This window comes from Aeromonas sp. R5-4, assembly GCF_040908215.1.
Lineage (GTDB): Bacteria > Pseudomonadota > Gammaproteobacteria > Enterobacterales > Aeromonadaceae > Aeromonas > Aeromonas veronii.
Map to the genome: position 1 here is coordinate 261,559 of NZ_JBFODG010000033.1, position 25,235 is coordinate 286,793.

The 25,235-nt window shown below is 61.2% G+C and carries 22 protein-coding genes and 1 pseudogene; 12 read left to right on the forward strand and 11 right to left on the reverse strand.

Annotated features, from left to right (window positions below; genetic code table 11):
* Positions 1–15 precede the first annotated feature (15 nt).
* From AB5Y83_RS18445 to AB5Y83_RS18465, 5 genes are all read right to left on the reverse strand, one after another.
* The gene (locus AB5Y83_RS18445; RefSeq protein ID WP_368175715.1) at positions 16–1,779 is read right to left on the reverse strand and encodes a bifunctional molybdopterin-guanine dinucleotide biosynthesis adaptor protein MobB/molybdopterin molybdotransferase MoeA; all 1,764 of its coding nucleotides are present in this window, start codon (positions 1,777–1,779) and stop codon (positions 16–18) included.
* Positions 1,776–2,420 carry a molybdenum cofactor guanylyltransferase MobA gene (gene mobA, locus AB5Y83_RS18450; RefSeq protein ID WP_368175716.1) on the reverse strand — a complete coding sequence of 215 codons (645 nt, stop codon included), beginning with the start codon at positions 2,418–2,420 and terminating at the stop codon, positions 1,776–1,778. The genes AB5Y83_RS18445 and mobA overlap by 4 nt, the downstream gene beginning before the upstream one ends.
* Positions 2,392–3,087: an ATP-binding cassette domain-containing protein gene (locus AB5Y83_RS18455; protein WP_368175717.1), complete on the reverse strand. Its 696-nt coding sequence runs from the start codon at positions 3,085–3,087 to the stop codon at positions 2,392–2,394. The genes mobA and AB5Y83_RS18455 overlap by 29 nt, the downstream gene beginning before the upstream one ends.
* A 34-nt stretch (positions 3,088–3,121) precedes the next feature.
* Positions 3,122–3,823: an ABC transporter permease gene (locus AB5Y83_RS18460; protein WP_005347674.1), complete on the reverse strand. Its 702-nt coding sequence runs from the start codon at positions 3,821–3,823 to the stop codon at positions 3,122–3,124.
* Between the two features lie 129 nt (positions 3,824–3,952).
* Complete coding sequence (locus AB5Y83_RS18465) at positions 3,953–4,795, reverse strand: substrate-binding domain-containing protein (protein ID WP_368175718.1); 843 nt, start codon at positions 4,793–4,795, stop codon at positions 3,953–3,955.
* A 255-nt stretch (positions 4,796–5,050) separates the two neighbouring features.
* On the opposite strand from AB5Y83_RS18465, the gene AB5Y83_RS18470 reads away from it, so the two are divergent.
* Together AB5Y83_RS18470 and AB5Y83_RS18475 are read left to right on the forward strand one after the other, a co-directional pair.
* Complete coding sequence (locus AB5Y83_RS18470) at positions 5,051–6,406, forward strand: sigma-54 dependent transcriptional regulator (RefSeq protein ID WP_123172582.1); 1,356 nt, start codon at positions 5,051–5,053, stop codon at positions 6,404–6,406.
* Positions 6,407–6,431: 25 nt separating this feature from the next.
* Complete coding sequence (locus tag AB5Y83_RS18475) at positions 6,432–8,534, forward strand: HAMP domain-containing sensor histidine kinase (protein WP_270804101.1); 2,103 nt, start codon at positions 6,432–6,434, stop codon at positions 8,532–8,534.
* A gap of 80 nt (positions 8,535–8,614) precedes the next feature.
* On the opposite strand, the gene AB5Y83_RS18480 is transcribed toward AB5Y83_RS18475, so the two are convergent.
* The 3 genes from AB5Y83_RS18480 to AB5Y83_RS18490 all read right to left on the reverse strand — a co-directional run bounded on the left by AB5Y83_RS18480 (position 8,615) and on the right by AB5Y83_RS18490 (position 11,766).
* On the reverse strand, positions 8,615–9,481 hold the full coding sequence (locus AB5Y83_RS18480) for a substrate-binding domain-containing protein (protein WP_368175730.1): 867 nt from the start codon (positions 9,479–9,481) through the stop codon (positions 8,615–8,617).
* A 15-nt stretch (positions 9,482–9,496) separates the two neighbouring features.
* Positions 9,497–10,354: a formate dehydrogenase accessory sulfurtransferase FdhD gene (locus tag AB5Y83_RS18485; protein WP_368175719.1), complete on the reverse strand. Its 858-nt coding sequence runs from the start codon at positions 10,352–10,354 to the stop codon at positions 9,497–9,499.
* Positions 10,355–10,569: 215 nt separating this feature from the next.
* On the reverse strand, positions 10,570–11,766 hold the full coding sequence (locus AB5Y83_RS18490) for a RelA/SpoT domain-containing protein (protein ID WP_338772206.1): 1,197 nt from the start codon (positions 11,764–11,766) through the stop codon (positions 10,570–10,572).
* A 249-nt stretch (positions 11,767–12,015) separates the two neighbouring features.
* Between AB5Y83_RS18490 and AB5Y83_RS18495 the strand changes: the two genes are divergently transcribed.
* The 9 genes from AB5Y83_RS18495 (at position 12,016) to AB5Y83_RS18535 (ending at position 21,083) form a co-directional block, all read left to right on the forward strand.
* Entirely contained in the window at positions 12,016–12,582 is a 567-nt protein-coding gene (locus AB5Y83_RS18495; RefSeq protein WP_368175720.1) for a DUF3305 domain-containing protein, read from the forward strand.
* Positions 12,575–13,174, forward strand: a complete 600-nt coding sequence (locus tag AB5Y83_RS18500; protein ID WP_368175721.1) for a DUF3306 domain-containing protein — start codon at positions 12,575–12,577, stop codon at positions 13,172–13,174. The genes AB5Y83_RS18495 and AB5Y83_RS18500 overlap by 8 nt, the downstream gene beginning before the upstream one ends.
* Positions 13,175–13,277: 103 nt before the next feature.
* A complete protein-coding gene (locus tag AB5Y83_RS18505) occupies positions 13,278–15,050 on the forward strand; it encodes a 4Fe-4S binding protein (RefSeq protein WP_368175722.1) in 1,773 nt (590 codons plus the stop codon).
* Between the two features lie 9 nt (positions 15,051–15,059).
* Positions 15,060–15,677 carry a molecular chaperone gene (locus AB5Y83_RS18510; RefSeq protein ID WP_368175723.1) on the forward strand — a complete coding sequence of 206 codons (618 nt, stop codon included), beginning with the start codon at positions 15,060–15,062 and terminating at the stop codon, positions 15,675–15,677.
* Between the two features lie 100 nt (positions 15,678–15,777).
* Positions 15,778–15,981 carry a transcriptional initiation protein Tat gene (locus tag AB5Y83_RS18515; RefSeq protein WP_005303194.1) on the forward strand — a complete coding sequence of 68 codons (204 nt, stop codon included), beginning with the start codon at positions 15,778–15,780 and terminating at the stop codon, positions 15,979–15,981.
* A gap of 23 nt (positions 15,982–16,004) precedes the next feature.
* A complete protein-coding gene (locus AB5Y83_RS18520; RefSeq protein WP_368175724.1) occupies positions 16,005–18,881 on the forward strand; it encodes a formate dehydrogenase subunit alpha in 2,877 nt (958 codons plus the stop codon).
* A 4-nt stretch (positions 18,882–18,885) separates the two neighbouring features.
* Positions 18,886–19,545, forward strand: a complete 660-nt coding sequence (fdh3B, locus tag AB5Y83_RS18525; protein WP_005353752.1) for a formate dehydrogenase FDH3 subunit beta — start codon at positions 18,886–18,888, stop codon at positions 19,543–19,545.
* Entirely contained in the window at positions 19,542–20,513 is a 972-nt protein-coding gene (locus AB5Y83_RS18530) for a formate dehydrogenase subunit gamma (protein ID WP_368175725.1), read from the forward strand. Before fdh3B ends, AB5Y83_RS18530 begins: the two co-directional genes overlap by 4 nt.
* Before the next feature lie 159 nt (positions 20,514–20,672).
* Complete coding sequence (locus AB5Y83_RS18535) at positions 20,673–21,083, forward strand: DNA breaking-rejoining protein (protein ID WP_236293357.1); 411 nt, start codon at positions 20,673–20,675, stop codon at positions 21,081–21,083.
* Between the two features lie 87 nt (positions 21,084–21,170).
* Here AB5Y83_RS18535 and AB5Y83_RS18540 read toward each other — a convergent pair whose 3' ends face one another.
* Positions 21,171–21,935, reverse strand: a complete 765-nt coding sequence (locus AB5Y83_RS18540; protein ID WP_236293355.1) for an ABC transporter substrate-binding protein — start codon at positions 21,933–21,935, stop codon at positions 21,171–21,173.
* 274 nt (positions 21,936–22,209) lie between these two features.
* Between AB5Y83_RS18540 and AB5Y83_RS18545 the strand changes: the two genes are divergently transcribed.
* Positions 22,210–23,925: an NAD-dependent malic enzyme gene (locus AB5Y83_RS18545; protein ID WP_075114855.1), complete on the forward strand. Its 1,716-nt coding sequence runs from the start codon at positions 22,210–22,212 to the stop codon at positions 23,923–23,925.
* An 87-nt stretch (positions 23,926–24,012) separates the two neighbouring features.
* On the opposite strand, the gene AB5Y83_RS18550 is transcribed toward AB5Y83_RS18545, so the two are convergent.
* Positions 24,013–24,354 (reverse strand): RT0821/Lpp0805 family surface protein, encoded by a 342-nt coding sequence (locus AB5Y83_RS18550; RefSeq protein WP_201974814.1) that lies wholly within the window; start codon positions 24,352–24,354, stop codon positions 24,013–24,015.
* Positions 24,351–25,235, reverse strand: a pseudogene (locus tag AB5Y83_RS18555) (hypothetical protein); the annotation flags it as partial. The gene AB5Y83_RS18550 and the pseudogene AB5Y83_RS18555, both read right to left, overlap by 4 nt.

Sequence of the window (25,235 nt, forward strand, 5' to 3'; positions counted from 1 at the left end):
ACGCCCCGTCGGGATTTAGGCCAGTCGTCCCTGCAGGGGGTGGATCCAGACACGTTCGCCAACGGCGATCCCGGGTTGATCCGGTACGATTTCAATCAGGCAGTTGGCATCGGCCATGGAGCTGAGAATACCCGAGCCCTGTGGCCCTGTGGTGCGCACCCGCAACTGGCCGTTACGGTCCTGATGAAAGATGCCGCGCAGAAACTCGGTGCGCCCCGGGCGGCTCTTCATCTTCTCGTCCGCCAGTGCCGAGAGGCGCAGCGGCTGCCACCGCTTGCCTTGCAAGCGGGCGATAGCGGGCTCGACAAACTGCAGTACGCAGATCATCGCCGCAACCGGATTGCCCGGCAGGCCGAAGAAGGGGGTCTGCCCCAGCTTGCCAAAGGCGAGCGGGCGGCCCGGCCGCATCTGGATGCGCCAGAAATCGATCTGGCCGAGCTCTGCCAGCACCAGCTTGATAAAGTCGGCGTTGCCTACCGAGACCCCACCCGAGCTCAGCACCAGATCGGCGCTGGCGGCGGCCTGCTCCAGCTGCTGGCGCAGAATGGTTTTGTCATCGGGAATGATGCCAAGGTCCATCACCTCGCAACCGGCGGCACGGATAAGGGCCATCAGGGTGAAGCGGTTGCTGTCGAAGATGTGGCCGGGGGCGAGCTGCTCGCCCGGTGCCTGCACCTCGTCGCCGGTACTGAACAGCGCCACTTTCAGCGGGGTGCGCACTGTGAGACTGGCTTGACCGAGTGATGCCGCCAGCCCCAGCTGGGGGGCGCCAAGCCAGGTTCCGGCCGGGATGGCGACCGCACCTTTGGCGAGATCTTCGCCGGCGAGGCGCACATTCTGCCCAGCCCGGATCGGGGCGGTGACGGTGACCCACTCACCTTCAATATGTGTCTCTTCCCGCATCACCACGGTATCTACCCCGGGGGGCAGCGGGGCGCCGGTCATGATCTGCACCGCCTGACCGGCCAGCACAGGCTCGTGGCGCTGCTGGCCCGCCAGCACTTCCCCCACCAGCTGCCAGCGACCGGTGGCGAGATCGTCGCTACGAAGGCCAATGCCGTCCATCGCCGAGTTGGCGTGGGGAGGCACATTGATGGGGCTTATCAGATCGGCGGCCAGCACAGCGCCGTGGCACTGGGCCAGCGGTTTGTCGCTGCAGGCAGTGCTCGGGGTGAGGGCCGCCAGAATGGCGTTGCGGGCCGCCTCGACCGAGAGAAAGCCCTTGCCCGCCTCCGGCTCCTTGCTCTGGCAGCCGTCAAGCCAGCGGCAGACGAAGTCGGCGATGGCCGCCAGATCGTTGATATCGAGGCGGGGCAGACTTGTCTGCTGTTGTTCGCCACTCTGTTGGGGCTGATCGCTGGCCAGTGCGATGATGTCGCCGTCTTCGGGGAAGAGCAGCGGCTTGCCAATCTCGGCGCGGTGCAGCTCGATTTTCGGGAAGTGTTCGTGCTTGAACCCCTCGACCAGCAGCAGATCGAGCTCTGTCTGATCGAAGCTGGCCAGCAGCTGGCGAAAATCGGCTTCGGCCAGTTCCGTTTCAATGATACGGGCATGACGACGGCGGGAAGCGACCATCATCTGCTGGGCACCCGCCTTGCGCAGGCGGTAACTGTCCTTGCCCGGCTGGTCGATATCAAAGTCGTGGTGGGCGTGCTTGAGCACCCCGATGCGCAGGCCGCGATCCACCAGCAGGGGGATCAACTGCTCCAGCAAGGTGGTCTTGCCGGTGCCGCTCCAGGCGGCGAAGCCGAGCAGGGGAAGAGTGGGGGCCGGGGTCATGAGGTGACTCCTTGTTGGGGGTCGATAGCCGGGGCAAGCAGACGGGCCTCGTAGGCAGCCAGCTCGGCAGGGCTGTTGAGATTGATAAAGGCATCCGGCTGATCGGCAAAGCTCACCACCGCCATATGGTGGCGGGCAAACCAGATATCGATTTTGCGCTCTCCCTCTGCCAGCGCAGCGGTGAGGGAGGGGAGCAGGGATTTGTGCAGCAGGGCCACCACGGGTTGCAGCCAGTCGCCGTCGTGGGCCACTACCAGCTCGGTATCTGGGGTCAGGGCGGTGCGAAAGCGGCTCATCAGATCCAGCGGCAGGGCGGGGCCATCGCAGGGGACAAACAGCACCCAGTCGTGACGGGCGGCAGCAAGACCTGCCTGCATGCCCGCCAGCGGGCCGAGATAGTCGTTGTTGTCATCGCTGATGACCGGAGCCAGCGCCTGATAGCGGGCCTGACTGCGGTTGGCATTGATGAGGGTCTCGTCCACTTGGGGGCGCAGCCGCTCCAGTACGTGGACGATCAGCGGGCGTCCTGCCAGCTCCACCCATCCCTTGTCTTCGCCCCCCATCCGGGTGGCGCGGCCGCCGGCGAGGATCACTGCCGACACGGGAAAAGGGCTAGAGGGGGATTCGCTTCTTGAAGTCATGTCGCTCGATGATTTTTAAAGGGGTCGTCTCTTGCAGCTGGCCACGGGCGAGGGTCCATTGCCGCTCGCACAGGGAGGTCAATGCGTTGCTCTGGTGGCTGATGACGACCAGGCCGCTGCCATGTTCCCGCAGATCTTGCGCCAATGCGGCCATCAGGGCAACCGAATGTGTGTCCAGATTGGCGGTGGGCTCATCCATCAGCAGAAAGGCAGGTTGCAGCGCCCAGGCTCGAGCCATCGCCAGCCGTTGCCGTTCGCCACCGGACAAAATGCTGATGTGCTCCCGCGCCAGCCCTTCCAGCTCGACCCGGCGCAGGGCCTCGAACACCCGGATCTCGCTGCCGAGCTGTTTATCGAGCGCCCAGGCCACGTTGTCGTGCACCGTGCGATCGAACAGATAGGGGGTCTGGTGCAGATAGGTGACCCGGCCCGGCCCCAGATCCCGCTTGAGCAGCCGGTTGAGCCGATGTTGCCAGCGCCCCGGCAGATTGGTGTGGCCGCGGGTGGGTGCCAGCAGCCCCGCCAGGATTTTGAGCAGAGTGGTCTTGCCCACCCCGTTGGCTCCATGCAGCCAGATGGCATCCCCCGGTGCGATGGCGAGCCGGTCAATCTCGAACAGCTGGCGCTCGCCAAAGCGCATCGTCAGCTGGTGGGCGGTCAGGGCCATGGGGTACTCCTGTTGATACACAGTGGGGGCATGGTCAGTTCTTCAGATAGCTGTGGCCGCGACACGCGGTCAGCAGCAGGTTGAGCAACAGGGCGAGGGTGAGCAGCACTATGCCGAGTGCCACCCCCTGGGTGAAGGCCCCTTTCTGGGTCTCCAGCGCGATGGCGGTGGGGATATTGCGGGTGAAGTGCAGGATATTGCCCCCCACCATCATGGAGCAGCCCACCTCGGTGACGATACGGCTGAAGGCGCCGATGATGGCGGCCAGCAGGCCAAAGCGGCACTCGTGCATCAGGCCGATCAGCGCCTTGGGCCAGGAGACCCCCAGGGTCAGGGCGGTCTCCCAGGCACGCCGGTCGCTCTGGACAAACGCCGCGTGGGCCATGGTGGCGATCACCGGAAAGGCGATCAGCATCTGCCCCACCACCATCGCCTGCTGGGTAAAGAGCAGCTTCCAGTCGCCAAAGGGGCCGGCCCGCGACAGCAGCATGTAGAGCAAGAGGCCAATCACCACGGTCGGCACCGATTGCAGGGTATTGATGCAGGAGAGCCAGAGCCAGCGACCGGGCAGCGGCAGATAGGCCAAGGCAAAGCCCAGCAGCAAGGCGGGCAGCAGCACCAGCAGCAGGGCGATACAGGAGACGGAGAAGGAGACCCCCACCACCTGCCACAGTTCGGTGTCACCACTGAACAGCAGGGCGAGGGCAGCCAACGTAGTATCGAGCAGAGTCGGCATCAGACCTCTCTCTCATCGTGCAGGGCGAGGGCCGTCAATACGGTAGTGTCGAGCAGGGTCGGCATCAGGCGCCTCCCTCAGCGAACCGGGGGAGGGCCATCAAGGTCATCGCAGGGGTCAGGGTTGCCATTATTTCCCGTTGGCATCCGCCACAAACAGCGCCTGACCCGCCACCTTGAAGTCACCGATCAGCTTCTGGCCATGCTCGGAGACCAGCCAGTTTTTCAGGGTGCGGGCCCCTTCGGTGTTGAGATCCGGGTAGCGCTTGGGGTTGACCAGGATCACCTGATAGGGGTTGAACAGGCGCTTGTCACCCTCCAGCAGTACGGCGAGATCCAGCTTGCTCTGGTAGGCGAGCCAGGTGCCGCGGTCGGTCAGGGTGTAGGCTCCGAGCTCCGAGGCCATGGTCAGGGTCGGGCCCATCCCCTGGCCGATGGACTTGTAACCGGCAAACTCGGGTTTGACGTCAGCGGCTTGCCACAGGGTCTTCTCCTTGATGTGGGTACCGGACTCGTCACCGCGGGAGATAAAGGTCTGGCCTTTATCCTTGATGGCCTGCAGCCCCTTGGCTGCGTCGTGCAGTTTGCCGAGACCCGCCGGATCTTTCGCCGGGCCGACGATAACGAAGTCGTTGTACATCAGGTGCACCGGCTCGATGCCAAAGCCTGCGTCGACAAACTTCTTCTCGGCAGAGGGGGCGTGGGTCATCACCAGATCCGCGTCGCCGTTCTCGCCCATCTTCAGGCTCTGGCCGGTACCGGCCGCCATTACCTGCACCGGATAACCAGTCTCCTTGGTGAACTGGGGCAGCAGCCAGCCCAGCAGGCCGGACTGCTCGGTGCTGGTGGTGGTGGCGAGGCGGATCGGCGCTTTTGTGGCATTAGTATCCGCTTCGGCGTGGGCAGCACCGGCGATCAGCAGGCTGGTGGCGAGGGAGAGGGCAAAACGTTTGAGGCTGGTTTTTATCGTCATCGTGATGCAACTTTTTTCAGGGTGGCTGAGGAGAGGGCAAGAGTAAGCAAGCAGGGTGCCAAACTGTTCCTTTGCCGCTGCATTCACGGTTTGCCGTTTAAAAACAGAAGCTTATTAGAATCAATTAGGTGAGCTTGTTATCGCTTTTAATAATTGGTGTTGGTGCTTTTGATACGGTAAGGACAAAATGTCCCACTAAGGTTCCGGTTATCGGGACATTCACCGACCGTACGTGCATCCGAGGTACTTTTTTCCATGACACTCCCTCCCAGCCGCTGGTCTGCCCTCTCCCTGCTTATCGTTGACGATGAGCCCGGCATGCGCAGCTTTCTGGCCAAGGCGCTGGCCAAGCGTTTTGCCCAGATTGAGACTGCCGCCAGCGTGGAGGAGGCGGAAGCCCTGCGCTGCCGCCTTCACTTCGACCTTATCATCGCCGACATCCGGCTGCCTGGGCGCTCCGGCATCGAATGGCACGAGGCCATCGACCCGGCCACTCGGCGCAGCGACATCATCTTCATGACCGGTTTTGGCGATATGGAGACCGCCCTCAAGGCGCTGCGCCTCGGCGCCAGCGACTTTATCCTCAAGCCCTTCAACCTCGATCAGATGGTGCAGGCGGTGGACAGAGTCATCGAGCGCCGCCAGATGGAGCGGGAGAACCTGCTGCTGCGCCGGGAGGTGAGCAAGCTCTTCCCGCCCACCCTGATTGGCGACAGTGCCAAGACCCGCGAACTCAAGACGCTCATCGCCAGAGTGGCGCCCTCCAACGCCGCCGTGCTGGTGGAGGGGGAGTCCGGCACCGGCAAGGAGCTGGTGGCCCGCGCCCTGCATCAACTCTCCGGCCGTATGGGGGCCTTTGTGCCCCTCAACTGCGCCTCCATCGCGCCGGAGCTGCTCGAAAGCGAGCTGTTCGGCCATGTGCAGGGGGCCTTTACCGGCGCCCGCAAGGGGCGCGACGGCCTGTTCCGGGTCGCCCATCAGGGCACCCTGTTTCTCGACGAGATCGGCGAGATGCCCCTTGCCATGCAGGCCTCATTGCTACGGGCGCTGGAGCAGAAGGCCATCCGCCCGGTGGGGGCCGAGCGCGAATTGGCGGTGGATGTGCGTATCGTCGCCGCCACCAACCGCAACCTCAAGGCCGAGGTGGAGGCAGGCCGCTTTCGCGAAGATCTCTTCTATCGCCTCAACGTGGTGGCGCTGCCGGTCGCCCCGCTGCGGGAGCGGATCGACGATATCCCCGCGCTGGTGCACCACTTCACCCGCCAGCTCACCGCCGAGATGGGGATGGGCTCTTTGAGCTGGACCCATGAGGATGTGGTAGCGATGCAAGCCTACCCCTGGCCCGGCAACGTGCGGGAGCTGCGCAACCTCATCGAGCGCTGCCTGCTGCTGGGCAAGCCCCCGGCGGATTACTGGCTGAGCAGCAAGCCCGCCGAACAGGGCGCGAGCGAGGAGGGTTATCCGCTGGCGTGGCCGCTGGCGGAGGTAGAAAAAGCCCACATCCTGCAAGTGGTGGCGAGCCATGATGGCAACAAGTCGGCTGCCTCCCGGGTGCTCGGGGTGGCGCGCAAGACGCTGGATCGCAAATTCAAGGAGTGGGCCATCGAATGAGGAAGGCTGACTGGATGGGGTGGCGATGAAACTGACCCTGCTCTCCCGCTGCATGCGCGCCCTGTTGCCCCGTTGCGTGCGCACCAAAGTGCGCTGGCGCCTGCTGCTGCTCACCTCGGTACCCATCATGCTCACCCTGGTGGGCATGATCGCGCTCACCCTCTACTGGACCCTCACCTACAGCTGGCAAAACCTGCTCACCACGGTGCGCAGCGATCTCGGGGTGGCCCATCACGCCATCACGGTGCAGCAGCAGCGCCAGACCGAGCATCTGGAGCATCTGCGCGATGCCTGGGCCTTTCAGCTTCGGCTGCGGGAATCGCCGGATCAGCTGCATGACTGGGTGATGCCGCTGGCGGCCAACTATGGTCTCGATTTTCTGCGCTTGCGCCGTGGCCCCGAGCTGGATCAGCTGACGGCGCAGGAGCGCGCCGCCCTCACGGCCGGACGCAGCGTCAGCCACTTCGTGGTCTGGTCGCAGCAGGAGATGCTCGCTCTCTCCCCGCAACTGGCCAAGCGGGCTGTGTTGTGGCAGCGGGATGGCACCAAGGTGGTGGAGAACAGGGGGCTGATCAGTCTGTCACTGACCCCTGTGATGGGCCGCGACGGCTCCCTTTGGGCCATGCTGGAGGGGGGCGAGCTTGTCAACGGCAGCACCCGGCTGGTGGATGAGCTCAAGGGTCAGGTGTTTGCCAAAAATACCCTGCCGGATGGCAGCGTCGGCACCGTCACCCTGTTTCTCGACGATCTGCGGGTGAGCACCAACGTACCGGTCAGCAGTAGCCGTCAGGTGGGGCGGGCGGTGGGCACCCGGGTCTCGCCGCCAGTGCGCGATCAGGTGCTGGGACGGGGGGAGATGTGGGTTGACCGCGCCTTCGTCCACGACGCCTGGTATGTATCTGGCTACGAGCCGCTGCTGGGAGCCAGGGGCGAGCGGCTCGGCATGCTCTATGTCGGTTTTCTCGAGTGGCCCATTATCCGCACCTACCTTACCAATCTGGTGGAGCTGGGCTCCGGCGTAGTGCTGCTGTTACTGCTCTCCGGCCTGCTGGTCTATCGCGGCGCGCGGGATCTCTTCTCCCCCATCGAGCGGATGCACAAGGTGGTGCGGCAGGTGCAGGCCGGGGAGTCGGCTCGCATCGGCCCGCTGGCCCTCGACCCTGACCACGAGCTGGCCCAGCTCGGTCGCCAGTTCGACGCCATGCTGGACAGGCAGGAGGCGCATCAGCAGCAGATGGCTCGCAGCGCCGACGAGCTGGAGCAGAAGGTGGCCGAGCGTACCCAAAGCCTCGAGCTCAAGACCGCCGAGCTGGAAGATCATATTCATATGCTGACCGAGGCGCGCCAGCAGCTGCTGATCAGCGAGAAGCTGGCGGCCCTTGGCGAGCTCTCCGCCGGGGTGGCCCACGAGATCAACAATCCGCTAGCGGTGATCCTCGGCAATGTGGAGCTGATGAAGCTGGAGCTGGGGGAGGCGGCCGAGCCGGTCGGCGAGGAGCTGGCGCTGGTGCTGGCTCAGATCGAGCGCATTCGTGCCATCACCCGCAGCCTGCTGCAATACTCTCGCCCTGGCGATTACGAGACGGCGCCGGTGTGGCAGCACCTCAATCCCATCATCGAGGAGAGCCTGACTCTGGTGCGCTCTGCCCTGCGTCAGCAGCAGGTGGAGCTGGTGGCCGATCTCAGGGCCCAGCAGCCCATCGAGGCGGATCGCCAGCAGCTATTGCAGGTGCTGATAAACCTCTTGGTCAACGCCAGCCACGCGCTGGGGGAGCAGGGGGAGATCCGGGTCGAGAGCCGCGACTGGGTAGATGAACTGGGTCAGCTGCGCGGGGCCGAGGTGCGGGTGATCGACAACGGCAGCGGCATCGAGGCGGCCATTATCGACAAGATCTTCGACCCCTTCTTCACCACCCGTGCCACCGGCACCGGTCTGGGGCTGGCCCTGAGTCACCGCATCATCAGCCGCTGGGGTGGGGAGCTCTTGGTGGACTCCACCCCGGGGCAGGGGAGCTGCTTTACCGTGCGGCTGCGCAGCCACGCTCTGCTGCCCAGCGGCAGCGAGCCCGCGAAACTGGAAGGGTGGCGCATCGCACTCAATGCCGAGGGGCGTGAGACAAGCGATTGAGGCTGTTATAAAAAGGCCCATTATAAAAACAGCCCGTCAACATGGTTGACGGGCTGTTTTGTCTGTAGGTGAGTGGTTATTTACTGCGGGCTCCACACCAGCTTGCCACTCTGGCTCAGGTCATAGCCGCCGAGGCGGGCCGCCAGCTCGCGCCCCTCGGGGGATTGCAGCCAGCCGATCAGCTGTTGCAGCAGGGTGCGAAAGAAGACCCCCTGCGGCATCACCAGATCGAAGCACTCCTGCGACAAGGGCATAAAGCCGAGGCCAAACTCGGTGGCTGTACTCTGGGCGCCGGGCCCCACATCCGCATCGCCGCGGCTGATGGCGGCGGCCAGCTCCCGCTCGCTGTTGACCTCAATGGTGCGCTCCAGCCGGGTCAGCGACTCGCCTTGCGTTTGCAGCCACTCCTGCAGAGCGCGCTGGCTGCCAGCCCCCTCCTGACGCATGGCCCAGAGCCAGTCGAGCGCCTCTTTCGCCTCCTTGGGTTGAAGCCCCTGGCGCAGCACCAGCCCCTGCACCCGCCTGAATCCATGAACGATCACCCATTGCCGGTGGCCCTGATACTGCTGCACCAGCGCCGGGTGGCGCAGGTGCGCCTCCTCGGCCTGCCCCCAGTGGATGGCGCAGAGATCCACATGGCCGCGGGCCAGCATCGCCAGCCCCTGACGGGTGCCACACGGGGTGTAGCCTACCAGTGCCTGGGTGCCGAGCTGCTGGGCCAAGCGGCTGCTGGCGTAGTGCAGCAGCACGTCGTCCGAGCCTGCCAGCAGCAGCCGGTCGTTCATCACCCCCTCGTGGCAACTACCGAGCAGCCAGCGGTCGAGCAGGGAGCGGGGAAACAGCCACTTGCCGGTCGCCTTGGTGGCGGGGATACGCGCCTCGTTGGCGAGCTGGTAGACCTTCTTCTCGTTGAGATCGAGGTATTCCGCCACCTGCTTGACGTTCATAAACTCATTCATGGCTTAGTCCCGCATCCCGCGACCGGCCGAACCGGGCGCCAGCACCGGCGGCTTCTCGTCCAGCACCATATGGTCGTGACCGCTGAATACCTCGAAATGGCGCCCCTTGGCGCGGGCAATCATGGTGATGCCGAGCTGGCGGGCGAGATCCAGCCCCATCTGGGTGACGCCGGAGCGCGACAGCAGCACCGGAATCCCCATCTGCGCCACCTTGATCACCATCTCCGAGGTGAGCCGCCCGGTGGTGTAGAAGATCTTGTCGTGGCCACTCTCGCCGCGCATCCAGAGCTCGCCCGCCAGGGTATCCACCGCATTGTGGCGCCCCACATCCTCGACAAAAGAGAGGATCTCCGCGCCGCGACAGATGGCGCAGCCATGGACGGCACCGGCCATCTTGTAGGTTTCGTTATGGGCCGACAGGGCTTTCAGCAGGGCGTAGAGGGTGCTCTGTTTAAGCTCGGGCGCCGCCAATACCACCCCTTCGAGCTTCTTCATCACGCTGCCATACATGGTGCCTTGACCGCAGCCGGAGGTGACCGTCTTCTTCTCCAGTGACTTGTCGAGATCGTCGGCTTGCTGGCTGCTCACCACGGCGGCGGCCTCGCTCTCCCAGTCGACGATCACCGACTCGATGGCCGAAATATCCTCGATAAAGCCCTGATTTTTCAGATAACCCAGTACCAGTGCCTCGGGGCGCGCCCCCAGTGTCATCAGGGTCACTATCTCCTTCCAGTTGAGGTAGACCGTCAGTGGCCGCTCACAGGCGATTTGGCGGGTGTTCATTGTGCCCTGCTCATCCATCACCTCGACGGCCATGGTGAGTTGGGCGGCAGCATTGCTTTTGATAAAGGTCGGTGTCATGGGCCCCTCGCGACCGGTTGCCGGGATCTAAGGGGAGGGATACAGCAAGTTTTGTTCCAAGTATTATGTTGTTGATATGAAGATGAGAAATCCCATTTTTATAAAAATATATAAAGGGATGATTCCATATTTTAAAATTATATTTATTGAAACTGAAGGAATAATGCCATGGTATAAAACAACATATTATAACCATGGCTTTATGAGGTGAGCTATTATTTTACTGGTGTTTTTTTAGGTTTTATTTTTGCGCCGACTTCGTTATTGTTATTTTTTGACGAAGATAGATTGAAATTGTGTGTAGAAGATGTTGCTAGGTTTATATTGCTAACAATTTTATTGGTTAATAAAGCAGCATCCTCTATAACCTTTTTCTGCTTCTCACTTAGAGTGCCAAGCATAGCTGCAGAGGGAATATTTGCATTAAGGTGTATAGGAATATTCCTGTTCAGAGTTGACAGAAATGCATCATTATCCATCAAAGACGCCATTCTATTTTTCTTTTCAACAGCATGCTCGAGCTCAGAAATTAATGCTGATTTATCTGCGTTGTCATCACTTAAGTCTTTTAATTGACTGAATAAGCTTTTTATTTTATCTTCATTTACACTATTTTCAGCTTTTGTTTCATCATATTCTCTCTGTAGTTTTTCAAGCATTTCTGTCCTATCTTGCAGCTCTTTTGCCAATTGCTTAGCAAAAGACCCCATTTCATCAGCACTACCGGAAAGTCGATTGAAAATTTGAAGAAAATTAGAAACATGCTGATTATTAGAGAAGTTTGGGTATCTAACGACATGATCTATTTCACTCCATCCCTCTTCAAAGATAGTCCTCACCTGCACCTCAGTAAGTAATATTTTATTAAGTGGCTGAGATGTGAATATATAATGAATGGAGCGATATCCAGCTGGGTGTGGCTTTTTATCGAAAATATCTAAAACTGAATCTTGAACATCTCCTTCTCTATGATAATAAATAGGTTTCTCGATGTGGCTCCAGTTATCTCTTAAGTAAGAGTCAATATCCAAATAGTCATCTTTAAATAAATGGAGTGCTCTAACTCCGACTAAATCAGTTACTATTTCATGATAGTTGCATACACTTATTGATGTATATTTTTCATTGTAAACATTAGAATCAGGATTTCTCTTTCTAACTATTTTTTCCATCAAGTGCTGAGGGTCTTTAACTCTCCATCTGACAGAATGAACTTTATTGCAACCTTGAATGACCTTAGCAAAAAACTCTGCTGATTCTTTTCTGGCATCAAACAGACGCTGATGGTCTAATCCTATTGCCATTAAGTCATCCCAACAAATATTTGCTTTTTCGAAGTCACTGCTTGATATTTTATTCCTTTGACAAAAGGAATCTTGAGTTAAGTTATTTATATTTTGTATGTTTTCCATTTTCATCCATTTAAAATTGATTAAGTTGTCATTATTAAGTTTACAGTAATTGATTAATTGGGGTCGAGTGAATATTTCTTTAGAATGTGGACAGTCGCTCGATTTTTAACCTCCCCCTATTGAGTTGCCTTGGCCCCACTCTTGCTATGTCTTATCCCATTGATGGCTGTGGCCGCCCTGAATCTCCTGCCGTGATCCGCCCCGAACTGGGTGGTTCAAGGGGGAGGGCGGCCCGGCAGAGACCTTCTGATGGGAGCCGTGACAGTGCAAGAGACAACCAAACCCCTCTCCCCGCAGCGCTGGCTGCAACTGGAGTTAAAGGCCATCGACAGCCAGGTTGGCCGCTGGCAGAGCCGCCGTTTTGAGATAGCAGCGCTCCACCCCGCTGAACCTGAGGCTGCCGGTGCCTTGCCCCTTACCCTGTTTCGCGATGAGCGGGGGGATTATCGCTTTAATTTGAGCTCCGGCTCGCCCCGCCTGTTTGTCACCGGAAGCCGTGTGGACACTGGCTTTGTGGCCGATGGCCTGACCCTGAGCCAGACCGTGGCCGCCGCCTATATGGATGGCGAGCGGCAAGTGCTCTCCTGCCCGCTACCCGAGGCGCTGCAAGCCTGGGTGGAGGCCTTTATCGGCCGCCACGGCGAGCTGCTGGAGGCCCGTCGCAAGGGCAAAAAGGGCAAGGGTCGGGCGCAGGATCAGCTCGGTGTCGATAGCCAGGATCAAGCCAGCTGTGGCGCCGTCAAAGCCACCAGCCCCGATGGCCGCGAGCGTGGCTGCAATGCCGAAAACATTGCCGGAAACAATGCCCATGAGTGACTTCCTCAAGCGCTGGTCGTCTCGCAAGAGTGAGGCGCGCAAGCATCAGGCATTGCAGCCAAGAGAAGAGGTCATTTCTGAGGCTGTTACCGTGCCAATCGAAGGTAGTGGTGAAGGTGAAATATCAGATACCGCGCTGGATAGCCCCGTAGTCAGCACTGACAAGGGGAGCTGCGAATCCCTTGCCGTTGAGGGGGCAGAGAGTGGCGAGCCGCCGCTAACAACAGCCCAGCCGGGCAAGGCCAAACTACCCGACAGGGAGGCGCTGCGGGCCATGTTTCGCAGCCACAAGCCGGATGGGCTCGACGACTACACCCAGGATTTCAGTCAGCCCGAATTGCTGCCCGCGGCCCTGACCGCCGGGCTGCGCAACTGGCTGGTGGATCAGGTAATCGCCCCGGAGAGCGAATCGGCCAACCCGGCCAACGGATCCGCTGAACCGCTGGCGCTTGTCAGCGAACCTGCCGCCGAGCAGCCCGAGCGGGCTGATAACCATTCTCAAACCCACACCGACGATCGGGACATTTTGGTTTCCTGTGGTGGACAAAATGTCCCAACCAAAGGTGGGGGAATGGAACCCTCAGGATCCTGACTCCCTGTCAGTCACTTTTTTTCCGGGGGAGTTGGCTCGCCTCTTGCTCTCTCGGCTTACCAACAAGCGCCCATCCCATGAGGTGGCGCGCACAGGAGCGTATGTGAGCACTGAACAAACATTGCCAAATCTGGCCCCAAATCTAGCCTCCAATCTTGCCCATGGGGCGGGGGCGGCCGAGCATAACGCGCGCGCTCGCGCCTATGCCCTGCAGCATACGGTCAAGACCGACAACCTGATCCCGGCCACTGTCTCTTACCAGAGTCAGGGGCGTCTGCTGCTGGTCGGCCCGGAAGATCGCATTCGCCGCGCCGCCAGCCTGCTGCCTGCCGGGGTGAAGCCCACCCTGCTGGTGACCGAAGCGGTCCATGATGCCGAGGCGGCCGATCTCGAAGCCATTTTCGATGCCACCGCATCCCTCGCGGCCCTGACCCTGCGCGAACCGAGCCTGACAGGGTATCTGGGGCAGTTCCAGCTCACCGGCCTCAATGGTCAGGGTGAGCGGGTTGATCTGGCGGCGCTTTGCTTCCCACAACAAGGCTTTCCACAACAAGCGACTGTTGTCAGTGAACAGCCACGGGAACCGCGCTTCGACCTGGTGGCCGATCTGGGCCGCGCCCCGCTCTTTGCGCTGGAGCGCCCGCCGGTGGGCTATCTGCATCTTGCCGATGACCTAGGGCTGGCCGAACGGCTTGTCGAGATCTGCGCTCTGACCGGTATCTTCGACAAGCCGCGCTATTTTCGCCTCGACCCCGAGGCCTGCGCCTTTACCGCCCGCGGCGTGCCCGGTTGCAGCCGCTGCCTCGATGTCTGCCCGACCGATGCGCTCAAGCCCATCAATGGTCGCATCCAGATCGATCCCCATCTTTGTCAGGGCTTTGGCAGCTGTGCCTCTGCCTGTCCGACCGGAGCGATTGCCTATCACCAGCCCGACGCCAACACCAGCGGCGACTACCTGCTGCGCCTGCTCAAGCACTACCGCGAGGCGGGGGGCGAAGCGCCGCAGTTGCTGATCGCCGGTGAAAGCGAGCGCGAATGGGTGGAAACGGAACTCATACGACTGCCCGCCAACTGGCTGCCAGTCTGGGTGGAGGAGAGCGCGAGTTTAGGCATCGAGAGCTGGTTTGCCGCCCTCGCCTATGGCGCCAGTGCGGTGCGCATTGCGCTGGGTGACGATGCCCCCGAAAGCGTCCGTGCGCTGGTTGAGCGGGAACTGGCGAGCGCCGCCGTGCTGCTGGAGGGCGCCGGTCTTGCTGCCGATCGCATTGCTCTGTTTAACCCGGATGCCGAACAAGATAAGCCGATCTCCTGTGAACCAGCCGTTGCCCTGTTGGACAAGCCGCTCAAAGGAGACAAACGGGAAAACCTGTTTGCCGCCTTCGATGTCCTCTGGCAGGCCAACGAAGGGAGCTGCGAGCCGCTGGCGGTGCCTCATGGCGCCCCATACGGCAGCGTGGAGCTGAAAGAATCTGACTGCACCCTCTGCATGGGCTGCGTGGCGGTCTGCCCGAGCCGCGCCCTGCATGCGGTGGGTCATGCGCCGGGCCTCAACTTTATCGAGCAGGATTGCATCCAGTGCGGCATGTGCGAAAAGGCGTGCCCCGAGCAGGCCATCGTGCTCACGCCCCGTCTGCAACCCGTGCCCGAGGCGCGCCGCGCTGTGCAGAGCCTGAAAGCCGAAGAGGCCGCCTGCTGCATTCGCTGCTCCAAGCCGTTCGCGCCCGCCTCGATGATCCGCCGCATCCAGCAAAAACTGGCCGGTCACTCCCACTTCCAGAACGAGGCCGCCCAGCGGCTGCTGATGTGCGAAGACTGCCGGGTCAAGGATGTGTTTGCGGCGCTGGCGGCGGATCCCGTCTCCCAGCTCAAGGTGTGAGGGCCAGTGATGAGTGAACAACATAACGAAAAGGCTGGCGAACTGACCATGACAGAACTGGAACAGAGCAGCGCCGATCTCTACGCCCTGCTGGCAAGCCTCTGGCGCGCCGCCCCCCGTGGCGAACAGCTCGCCTGGCTGCAAGGGTTGCAGCCGATGCTGGGCCCCTTTGCCAGAGGGCTCGGGCTGGTGCAGCTGGCGGCCAGTAGCCACCACGAAAACGAGCTTGCCGAGGAGTATCAGGATCTCTTTATCGGGCTGGGGCGCGGGGAGATAGTGCCGTTTGCCTCCTGGTATCTCACCGGCTCATTGATGGAGCTGCCGCTGGCGGTGCTGCGCGCAGATCTGCAGTCCCTCGGTTTCGAGCGCCAGAGCGGAGTGTGCGAGCCGGAAGATCATCTGGCCGCCCTCTGTGAGGTGATGGCGGTACTGATTGGCGAGCAGCACCCGGAGCGCAACCACTTCTATGAACGCCACCTTGCCCCCTGGGTACTCGCCTGCTGCCGCGATCAGCAACAGGCGAAAGGGGGCAGCTTCTACCGGGCGGTCGGGGCCCTTGCCGAAGATTTCTTCAAGCTGGAAAACGAATTGCGCCTGCCGTTTGGTGCCTGCGTGGTGCCGGGCTGAACGCCCTATCCACCCACAACAAAACGAACAGACGAGATATCCCATTGGACGCGAAGCTGGCGCGCAGGCGCTGGCAAGAACAACAACAGAGGTCACAAGAATGAGCGATGAACAGCTGAAAGACCCGTCCCGCCGCAATCTGATCAAGGGAGTTGGCGTGGTCGCCACCATAGGCGTGCTGGCCGGTGCCACCGGTCGGGTGGTGGGCAAAGAGGTGCTGACCCACGACACCGAGCCTGACAAGGGCTATCGGGAGACCCCCCATGTTCACGACTTTTATCGCACCCTGCGCGGCACCGACTGAGCCGGATCAGTGAAGGAGAACTCATGAAACTGACAAAACGTGCCGAGCTGCCCCAGGCGGGCGAGCAGGGCAATGAGGCCATTCGCGGTCAGGGGCTGACCCGTCGCGCCTTTATGGTCAACTCCGGTCTGGTGGCCGGTGGCGCCGTGGCCGCCGGTTGGCTGGCCCCGGCCATGATGCAGCGGGCCGAGGCCAAAACCGTGGCGGCCGGGGTGCCGGTCGAGGTGAAGCGCACCATCTGTTCCCACTGCTCGGTGGGCTGCGGCGTCTATGCCGAGGTGCAGAACGGCGTCTGGACCGGTCAGGAGCCGGCCTTTGATCACCCCTTCAACCTTGGCGGCCATTGCGCCAAGGGGGCTGCCCTGCGCGAGCACGGCCACGGTGAGCGTCGCCTCAAGTACCCGATGAAGCTGGTGGGTGGCAAGTGGCAGCGCATCAGCTGGGATCAGGCCATCGAAGAGGTGGGCAACGAGGTGCTGCGCCTGCGCAAGGAGTCCGGCCCCGACAGCGTCTACTGGCTCGGCTCCGCCAAGCACTCCAACGAGCAGGCCTACCTGTTTCGCAAAATGGCCTCTCTGTGGGGCACCAACAACGTGGATCACCAGGCGCGGATCTGCCACTCCACCACGGTCGCGGGTGTAGCCAACACCTGGGGCTACGGCGCCATGACCAACAGCCTGAACGACATGCACAACAGCAAGTCGATCATGTTTATCGGCTCCAACCCGGCGGAGGCCCACCCGGTCGCCATGCAGCACATCCTGCTGGCGAAAGAGCGCAACGGCTGCAAGATTTTGGTGGTCGACCCGCGCCGTACCCGCACCGCCGCCAAGGCGGACATGTACCTCTCATTGCGCCCGGGCACCGACGTCGCCTTTATCTGGGGCATGCTCTGGCACATCTTCAAGAACGGCTGGGAAGACAAGGAGTTCATCCGCACCCGCGTCTATGGCATGGACGAGGTGCAAAAAGAGGTGGCGCGCTGGACCCCGGCGGAAGTGGAGCGGGTGACCGGCCTCAACGAACAGCAGGTCTATGGCGCCGCCAAACTGCTGGCCGACAACCGCCCCGGCTGCGTGGTCTGGTGCATGGGCGGTACCCAGCACACCACCGGCAACAACAACACCCGTGCTTACTGCATCCTCGAACTGGCCCTCGGCAACGTGGGCAAGAGCGGGGCGGGCACCAACATCTTCCGCGGTCACGACAACGTGCAGGGTGCCACCGACTTTGGCGTCACCTCCGACTCATTGCCCGGCTATTACGGGCTGGAAGAGGGCTCCTGGAAGCACTGGGCTCGGGTGTGGGATGTGGATTACGAGTGGATCAAGGCCCGTTTCGACAACAAGGCCTACAACGGCAAGCTGCCGATGAACAACAACGGCATTCCTGTCTCCCGCTGGGTGGACGGGGTGCTGGAGAACGCCGATCTCATCGAGCAGGGCTCCAACATCCGCGCCATGTTCTACTGGGGCCATGCGGTCAACTCCCAGACTCGCGGCCCCGAGATGAAGAAGGCGATGCAAAAGCTCGACATGATGGTGATTGTCGACCCGTATCCCACCGTCGCCTCTGTGATGAACGATCGCACCGACGGCGTCTACCTGCTGCCGGCCACCACCCAGTTCGAGACCTATGGTTCCGTCACCGCCACCAACCGCTCCATGCAGTGGCGTGACAAGGTGATTGAGCCTCTGTTCGAATCCAAGGTCGATCACGAGATCATGTATCTGCTGAGCAAGAAGCTAGGTTTTGCCGACCAGCTGTTCAAGCACATCAAGGTCGAGAACAACCAGCCACTGCTGGAAGACATCACCCGCGAATACAACCGCGGCATGTGGAGCGTGGGCTACACCGGCCAGAGCCCGGAGCGGCTCAAGGCGCACCAGCAGAACTGGCACACCTTCCACAAGACCAACCTCAAGGCCGAGGGCGGTCCGGTCAGCGGCGAAGTGTATGGTCTGCCGTGGCCCTGCTGGGGCACCCCTGAGATGAAGCACCCCGGCAGCCATATCCTCTACGACACCAGTATTCCGGTGTCGGAAGGGGGTGGCGGTTTCCGCGCCCGCTTCGGCATCGAGTATCAGGGCGTCTCGCTGCTCGCCGAAGACTCCTGGCCGAAAGGGAGCGAGGTGGAAGACGGTTATCCCGAGATCACTGCCGACCTGATGAAGCAGCTCGGCTGGTGGGATGAGCTGACCGAAGCCGAGAAGAAAGAGGCCGAGGGCAAGAACTGGAAGACCGATCTCTCCGGTGGTATCCAGCGGGTCGCCATCAAGCATGGCTTCGTCCCCTACGGCAACGCCAAGGCGCGCTGCGTAGTGTGGACCTTCCCGGATCAGGTGCCCAAGCACCGCGAGCCGCTCTACACCCCGCGCCGGGATCTGCTGGCCGACTACGCCACCTGGCCTGATTCGAAGAGCCTGTGGCGCCTGCCGACCCAGTACGTCTCGGTGCAGGAGAAGGATGTCAGCAAGGAGTTCCCCATCATCCTCACCTCCGGCCGTCTGGTCGAATACGAGGGGGGCGGCGACGAGACCCGCTCCAACCCCTGGCTGGCTGAATTGCAGCAGGAGATGTTCATCGAGATGAACCCGGCGGATGCCAACGACGTCGGCGTGCGCGACGGTCAGGATGTGTGGGTCGAGGGGCCGGAAGGGGGCAGGGTCAAGGTGAAGGCGCTGGTGACCCCGCGGGTCAAGCCGGGGCTCGCCTTTATGCCGTTCCACTTCGGCGGCCACTTCGAGGGCAAGGATCTGCGATCCAAATATCCGGAAGGGTCTGACCCCTATGTGCTGGGGGAGTCGGTCAACATAGTCACCACCTATGGTTATGACCCGGTCACCCAGATGCAGGAGACCAAGGTCACCCTGTGCCGTTTTCGCAAAGTAGGAGCCTGATCCCATGGCCAGAATGAAATTCATGTGTGACACCAAGCGCTGCATCGAGTGCAACGGCTGTGTGACGGCGTGCAAGAACGAGAACGACGATGCCCTCGAGTGGGGCATCCAGCGCCGCCGGGTGGTGACCCTCAACGACGGCCTGCCGGGGGAGACCTCCATCTCGGTCGCCTGCATGCACTGCACCGACGCCCCCTGCATGGCGGTCTGCCCGGCCGACTGCTTCTATCACACCGACGACGGCATAGTGCTGCACAACAAGGATCTCTGCATCGGTTGCGGCTACTGCCTGTTTGCCTGCCCGTTCGGTGCACCCCAGTTCCCGAAGACCGCCGCTTTTGGCGATCGGGGCAAGATGGACAAGTGCACCTTCTGCGCCGGTGGCCCGGAGGAGGATCACAGCGAGGCGGAGCGCCAGAAGTACGGTGCCAACCGCATTGCCGAGGGCAAGCTGCCCATGTGTGCCGAGCTCTGCTCCACCAAGGCGCTGCTGGCGGGGGATGCGCAGGTTATCTCCGATATCTTCCGCGAGCGGGTTGCCTATCGCGGTGCTCCTCACGCAGCTTGGGGGGCTGATGAACAGGCGCTCTATCGCGACGCCAGCAAACCTCACGATGGCAGAGGCAAGGGGCTCAAGCTTGGCAAGCAGGAGGATGGCCAATGAGACACTGGCTGACAGCGCTGCTGACGGCCTTGCTGCTGTTCAGCGCGCCCGGCTTCGCTGATGCGCAGAAAGAGGCGGTCGGCTTTGCCGGCGCTGATTACTGGCGGGCGGTGAAGGATGGGCAGGAGGGGGTGACCACCTCCCGCTCACCGGAGCACGGGGTGCTTATCTCGGTGCCGGGCCAGCTCTGGTTCGAGGTGAAGACCAAGTGGGTGTCGCCGCTCGGCGCCATCGCTATTTTCGGGTCGCTCGCCATGTGTGGCCTGATGTACCTGGTGGTGGGGCAGACCAAGCTCTCCAAACCGCGCACCGGGCGCAAGCTCAAGCGCTGGAGCAGGCTGGATCGGGCGCTGCACTGGACTACGGCGGCCATGTTTCTGACCCTCTCCGGGTCGGGGCTGGCCATCATCTACGGCAAGTACTTCATCAAGCCGGTGGTGAGCCTCGGGGTGTGGGAGAACTGGATCTGGTTCGCCAAGGTGTTCCACAACTATGTGGGGCCGCTCTTCTTCCTCTGCCTGATGGGCGTGCTCATCAAGTGGTTCCGCCACAACATCGTCAACATGGTGGATGTGCAGTGGTTCATGAAGGCAGGCGGCATGCTGGGCCCCCACAAGGGGAGTCACCCCTCGGCGGGCTTCTCCAACGGCGGTGAGAAGGCGATCTTCTGGCTGCTGATCTGGTTTGGCGGCATTGTGGTGGCGACCGGGCTGTTCCTCGACTTCCCCATCTTCGGCCAGCTGCGCCGTCAGATGGAGTGGGCCAGCTTTATCCATATCGTAGGCGCCTTGATCCTTATCTGCGGTTTTATCTTCCATATCTACATGGGCCTGTTCCAGCTGGAAGGGGCGCTGGAGGGGATGGTGACCGGCGAGGTGGACGAGACCTGGGCCAAGGAGCACCACGACCTCTGGTATGAAGAGGTGAAACACACTCTCGATGAGCCCAAGGTGGGCAAATCAAGCTGATGGTCGACAAAGAGTAAAGAGAAGGGGCGCAGCGGCGCCCCTTTTGATGGTGGGTCGATCGTGATGGCAAATTGATTGAGCGATGCCGCAAACGGCGATGGTTTTTTGGGCCACCTTGAGCAACAGTAACAGGGGTTCCATTCACACAAGGGATGACAAATGATGAGAAAAGCATGGCTGGCAGCGGTATGTGCATCTGCGCTCTTCGGTGGTATTGCGGGCGTGGCGCAGGCGGCTGACGGGATCAAGACCCAGCAGGTGCAGTTCAAGAAGGGGGAGTCAGGGGCAACCATCAACGGCACCATTCAAGGTAGCCAGACCCTCGATTACAAGCTGACGGCCAACAAGGGCCAGAGCATGGTGGTGATCCTGACCGGCAAGCCCTACTTCAATATTTTGCCGCCGGGCAGCAAGGGGGAAGCGATTTTTGTTGGCTCTCGTGACGGGAACAACTTTGAGGCAACCCTGCCCGCCAAGGGCACTTATACCATTCGGGTCTACCAGATGGGGGCGGCCGAGAGCAGCAAGGCCAAGACGCTGTTCAAGCTGGAGGTGGGCATCAGCGGCTAATGCCGGCCGCTGACAAGCATCACAGAGGTGGTGGCCACAAAGGGCCGCCACCGTTGTTTTATCCCCTCTGTTTTTGCCTCGCCAAGGTCAATATTCCCCCCGGGCCAGCCGCTCGAAGTAGCGCTGATAACGTCCGCTGGCGATGGCCTGCTGCAACTGCTGATTGAACTGATCCCGCAGTTTGGCTGAATCCGGCATCTTGCGCGGGAACATCACGAAGCTGTCGTTGCGCAGAAAAGGGGTCTGACTGTGGGTGATGAGTGCCGCGCTGGCGGGGTCGAGCTGGCTCTGCAGCTCGGCCAGACCGACTCGCAGCTCTTGCGGATAGAGGTCGATCCGTCCGCGCAGCAGCTTGCCGAAATTCTGCTTCACGTCGGTGACTTTCTGTTGGGTTACCTTGCCATCGGCCACCATCTTGTCCAGCTCGGGCCCGTAGCTGTAGGCGATATCGCCCCCCAACCGCATGCCGATGATCTGCTCAAGGCGCTCGGCCCGCAGTTGCCGTGATTTGAGGGAGAAGAAGACAAACTGCTCCTGCAGCACCGCTTCGCTAAACAGAAAATCCTGCTCCCGCTCCGGTTTGTGCATCCAGACGGCGGTGGCATCGTAGAGCTGGCTGTTGGCCGCCAGCGAATAGACCCGACCCCAGGGGGCGAAGTGGAACTTCACCTCATAGCCCGCCTCCTTGAACAGATCGCTGATGAGGTGGGCCACGGGACCGTGCTGTCTTGATTGCTCGGAGACGAAAGGGGGCCATTCACCCACGATGATGTTGAGCACCCGGCCCGGTGCGGCGAGAGCCGATTGGCTGGTCAGAAACAACCACAGAGCAAGCAGCGGGATCAGGCGCATGGCAGGAAGAAGGGGACGCAGGCTGGCAGAGGCGAGGGCATCAGGTCACTCCCGGCTGTGATGCGGTGAAAGGGGCTGGGTTGCCCGCAATGCTAACATGAGTCTCATTCCTTGCCGTGGATATTTGTCTCGCCGGGGCCGCCGGACGCCTATTTTGGCCGCAGGGTATGGCCAAGCTCACAAAATGAAACAACTAAACGTCATATGATTGATTTCATTATGAGTCTTGCTCTCCTGCCGAACGGCAACTTCACGTAAATCAAAGAGAATGACTATGGCTACCGGACAATATCTGCTGTGGAAAGATGCACAGGGACAGGATTTTCGCCCCGTTGCACTGACCGGCACTGATCTGCTTAACAATCGATACCTCAACAAGGGCACGGCCTTCACCGAACAGGAGCGGGCCGATTTTGATCTCGATGGTTTGCTGCCGCCTCAGGTGCAAACTTTTGAAGCCCAGCTCGAGCGAGTGTATGAGGGGTTCAAGAGCGCTTGCAGCGATATCGAGAAGTACCAGAACCTGCGTGCCCTGCAGGATCGCAACGAGACTCTCTTCTATGCCCTGTTGTCACGCCATGTGGAGGAGATGACTCCCTACATCTATACCCCGACCGTGGGCAAGGCGTGTCAGGAGTTCAGCCACCGCTTCCAGAAGCCGCGCGGCCTCTACATCACCCCGGACAACGTGGATGACATGGGCAGTCAGGCCCGTCACTTCGATGCCAAATCGATCCGCATCATAGTCGTCACCGACAGCCAGGGCATTCTGGGGATCGGCGACCAGGGTGTTGGCGGCATGGGCATCCCCATCGGCAAGCTGGCGCTCTATACCCTGGGTGCCGGTATTCACCCCGCCTGCTGCATGCCCATCGCGCTGGATGTGGGCACCGACAACCAGAAACTGCTCGATGACCCCATGTATCTGGGCCGCCCCCACAAGCGTATTCGCGGCAAGGAGTACGAAGAGTTCATCGACAAGTTCGTGCAGGGGGTCAAGCGCCACTTCCCCAACGCCGTGCTCCAGTGGGAAGACTTCAGCAAATCCAATGCTTTCAACAATCTGGCCCGCTACCAGCAGGCGCTGCCGTCATTCAACGATGATATTCAGGGCACCGGTGCCGTGGTGCTGGCCGGTATCATAGGCGCGGTCAAGGTCAAGGGGGAGACCCTGGGTCAGCAGAACTATCTGGTCTACGGCGCTGGCGCCGGTGGGGTTGGCGTCGCGGATCAGATCTGCGCGGGGATGATCCGTGAGGGGATGGATCCGCAGGCGGCCCGCGATCGCATCTACATTCTGGATACCCAGGGGCTGGTGTGCGACAACCGGGACGGGCTCGACGAGTACAAGCGTCGCTACGCCAAACCGGGGTTGCTGCTGGCGGGCTGGGATACCGAGGTGCCCGGCAAGGCCAATCTGGCCGATGTGCTGCGTCATGTGCCCATTACCGTGTTGCTGGGTACCAGCGGCTCGGGCGGTGCCTTCCAGGAAGAGCATATCCAGCTGATGCTGCAGCATTGCGAGCGCCCCATGGTGTTCCCGCTCTCCAATCCGACCGCCAACTGTGAAGCGCTGCCGGAGGATATCTACCGCTGGAGCAAGGGCAAAGCCATCGTTGCAACCGGTAGTCCGTTCAAGGATGTGAGCTACGAGGGGCAGGAGTTCCGGGTCGGGCAGGGCAATAACGTCTTTATCTTCCCCGGTGTAGGTCTGGCGGCCATCGTCAGCCAGCTCCGCGAGATCACACCCGATGTCTTCACTACCGCCGCCTTTGCGCTGGCTGAGTGCGTGAGTGAGGTTGACCTGGCGAAAGGGGCCGTCTATCCCCGCATTCGCGAGCTGCGCAGCATCTCGGTGCATGTGGCGACCGCCGTGCTCAAGGATATAGTGCGCCGGGATCCCTCCCACCCGCTGATCGGTCAGGATTTGCAGCAGCATATCCTCAACCACATGTGGGAGCCGGTTTACCTGCCCTATCGTCGGGTATAACCGCGTATTCACCGCTCGGATAACGGGTCGGTAAAGATGACAAGGGGGTAGCGCTGCTACCCCCTTTCGTTTACCCCGTGGCATTCACTAAGTTCGCAATGGCCGCCAGCGCCCTTGCTGATTGCGACAGGCGGTATCCTGCCACTGCTGGCTCGCCTTGCCAATATAGAGTTGCTCGCGATAGTCGCGACACCACTCCCCGCTGGTATGGCGGAAGGTGCGTAGCGGGGTGACGCTACCCGAGTGACGATTAGCCGGATTGAACCAGGTGAGGCTCTGCCCTTTGGTGCGGGTTTCCAGCGCCTTGGCGAGGGCCTGATTGGCCAGTTGAACATCTCCCTTATCCATCTGATGGTAAAGCGGCGGGGTGTCGACCGTGGCGCAGCCAGTGAGGCCGAGCAGGAGGAGTGGTAACAGATATCGCATCATGGTTGCCCCTGTTGGCGAAAACCGTTGTTGAGCAGCGCCCGCTCTTGCTCATCGGTAAGCACTTGCTGGCGATCATCGACCGTGCCATCACCTCTTAGTTTGTTGCCGTTGGCATCGACAGCATCCACACCGTTGTCATCGACCGTGCCATCGCCCCTGAGTTTGTTGCCATTGGCATCGACGGCATCCACACCGTTGTCATCGACTGTGCCGTCACCTCTGAGCTTGTTGCCGTTGGCATCGACGGCATCCACGCCGTTGTCATCGACTGTGCCGTCACCTCTGAGCTTGTTGCCGTTGGCATCGACGGCATCCACGCCGTTGTCATCGATGGTGCCATCGCCTCTGAGCTTGTTGCCATTGGCATCGACGGCATCCACGCCGTTGTCATCGACTGTGCCATCGCCTCTGAGCTTGTTGCCATTGGCATCGACGGCATCCACGCCGTTGTCGTCGACCGAGCCATCACCTCTTAGTTTGTTGCCGTTGGCATCTACAGCATCCACGCCGTTGTCATCGACCGTGCCGTCACCTCTGAGCTTGTTACCGTTGGCATCGACGGCATCCACACCGTTGTCATCAACGCCATTGCCAAACCCGCGGCCACCCCCATGGCGTTCTCCCCCTGCATGTTTTTCTCCACCAGCATGCCGTTCACCTCCACCATGCTGCTCTCCGCCGGCATGCTCGCCTTGGCCGCCACTGTCATCGCTGCCACCGCCGCTGTTGTTACCACCGCCGCTGTTGCTGCCACCGCCGCTGTTGCTGCCTCCGCTGTTGCTGCCTCCGCTGTTGCTGCCTCCGCTGTTGTCGCTGCCTCCGCCGCTGTTGCTGCCTCCGCTGTTGTCGCTGCCTCCGCCGCTGTTGCTGCCTCCGCTGTT

What these genes read in the sequence shown, in the direction of transcription:
- AB5Y83_RS18500 (WP_368175721.1), top strand. Translation starts at nt 12,575, where the DNA reads ATGAGTGACTTCCTCAAGCGCTGGTCGTCTCGCAAGAGTGAGGCGCGC.
- mobA (WP_368175716.1), bottom strand. Translation starts at nt 2,420, where the DNA reads ATGACTTCAAGAAGCGAATCCCCCTCTAGCCCTTTTCCCGTGTCGGCA.
- AB5Y83_RS18475 (WP_270804101.1), top strand. Translation starts at nt 6,432, where the DNA reads ATGAAACTGACCCTGCTCTCCCGCTGCATGCGCGCCCTGTTGCCCCGT.
- AB5Y83_RS18530 (WP_368175725.1), top strand. Translation starts at nt 19,542, where the DNA reads ATGAGACACTGGCTGACAGCGCTGCTGACGGCCTTGCTGCTGTTCAGC.
- fdh3B (WP_005353752.1), top strand. Translation starts at nt 18,886, where the DNA reads ATGGCCAGAATGAAATTCATGTGTGACACCAAGCGCTGCATCGAGTGC.
- AB5Y83_RS18490 (WP_338772206.1), bottom strand. Translation starts at nt 11,766, where the DNA reads ATGGAAAACATACAAAATATAAATAACTTAACTCAAGATTCCTTTTGT.
- AB5Y83_RS18540 (WP_236293355.1), bottom strand. Translation starts at nt 21,935, where the DNA reads ATGCGCCTGATCCCGCTGCTTGCTCTGTGGTTGTTTCTGACCAGCCAA.
- AB5Y83_RS18510 (WP_368175723.1), top strand. Translation starts at nt 15,060, where the DNA reads ATGAGTGAACAACATAACGAAAAGGCTGGCGAACTGACCATGACAGAA.
- AB5Y83_RS18535 (WP_236293357.1), top strand. Translation starts at nt 20,673, where the DNA reads ATGATGAGAAAAGCATGGCTGGCAGCGGTATGTGCATCTGCGCTCTTC.
- AB5Y83_RS18480 (WP_368175730.1), bottom strand. Translation starts at nt 9,481, where the DNA reads ATGAACGTCAAGCAGGTGGCGGAATACCTCGATCTCAACGAGAAGAAG.
- AB5Y83_RS18545 (WP_075114855.1), top strand. Translation starts at nt 22,210, where the DNA reads ATGGCTACCGGACAATATCTGCTGTGGAAAGATGCACAGGGACAGGAT.
- AB5Y83_RS18445 (WP_368175715.1), bottom strand. Translation starts at nt 1,779, where the DNA reads ATGACCCCGGCCCCCACTCTTCCCCTGCTCGGCTTCGCCGCCTGGAGC.
- AB5Y83_RS18485 (WP_368175719.1), bottom strand. Translation starts at nt 10,354, where the DNA reads ATGACACCGACCTTTATCAAAAGCAATGCTGCCGCCCAACTCACCATG.
- AB5Y83_RS18455 (WP_368175717.1), bottom strand. Translation starts at nt 3,087, where the DNA reads ATGGCCCTGACCGCCCACCAGCTGACGATGCGCTTTGGCGAGCGCCAG.
- AB5Y83_RS18495 (WP_368175720.1), top strand. Translation starts at nt 12,016, where the DNA reads ATGGGAGCCGTGACAGTGCAAGAGACAACCAAACCCCTCTCCCCGCAG.
- AB5Y83_RS18550 (WP_201974814.1), bottom strand. Translation starts at nt 24,354, where the DNA reads ATGATGCGATATCTGTTACCACTCCTCCTGCTCGGCCTCACTGGCTGC.
- AB5Y83_RS18520 (WP_368175724.1), top strand. Translation starts at nt 16,005, where the DNA reads ATGAAACTGACAAAACGTGCCGAGCTGCCCCAGGCGGGCGAGCAGGGC.
- AB5Y83_RS18515 (WP_005303194.1), top strand. Translation starts at nt 15,778, where the DNA reads ATGAGCGATGAACAGCTGAAAGACCCGTCCCGCCGCAATCTGATCAAG.
- AB5Y83_RS18460 (WP_005347674.1), bottom strand. Translation starts at nt 3,823, where the DNA reads ATGCCGACTCTGCTCGATACTACGTTGGCTGCCCTCGCCCTGCTGTTC.
- AB5Y83_RS18465 (WP_368175718.1), bottom strand. Translation starts at nt 4,795, where the DNA reads ATGACGATAAAAACCAGCCTCAAACGTTTTGCCCTCTCCCTCGCCACC.
- AB5Y83_RS18470 (WP_123172582.1), top strand. Translation starts at nt 5,051, where the DNA reads ATGACACTCCCTCCCAGCCGCTGGTCTGCCCTCTCCCTGCTTATCGTT.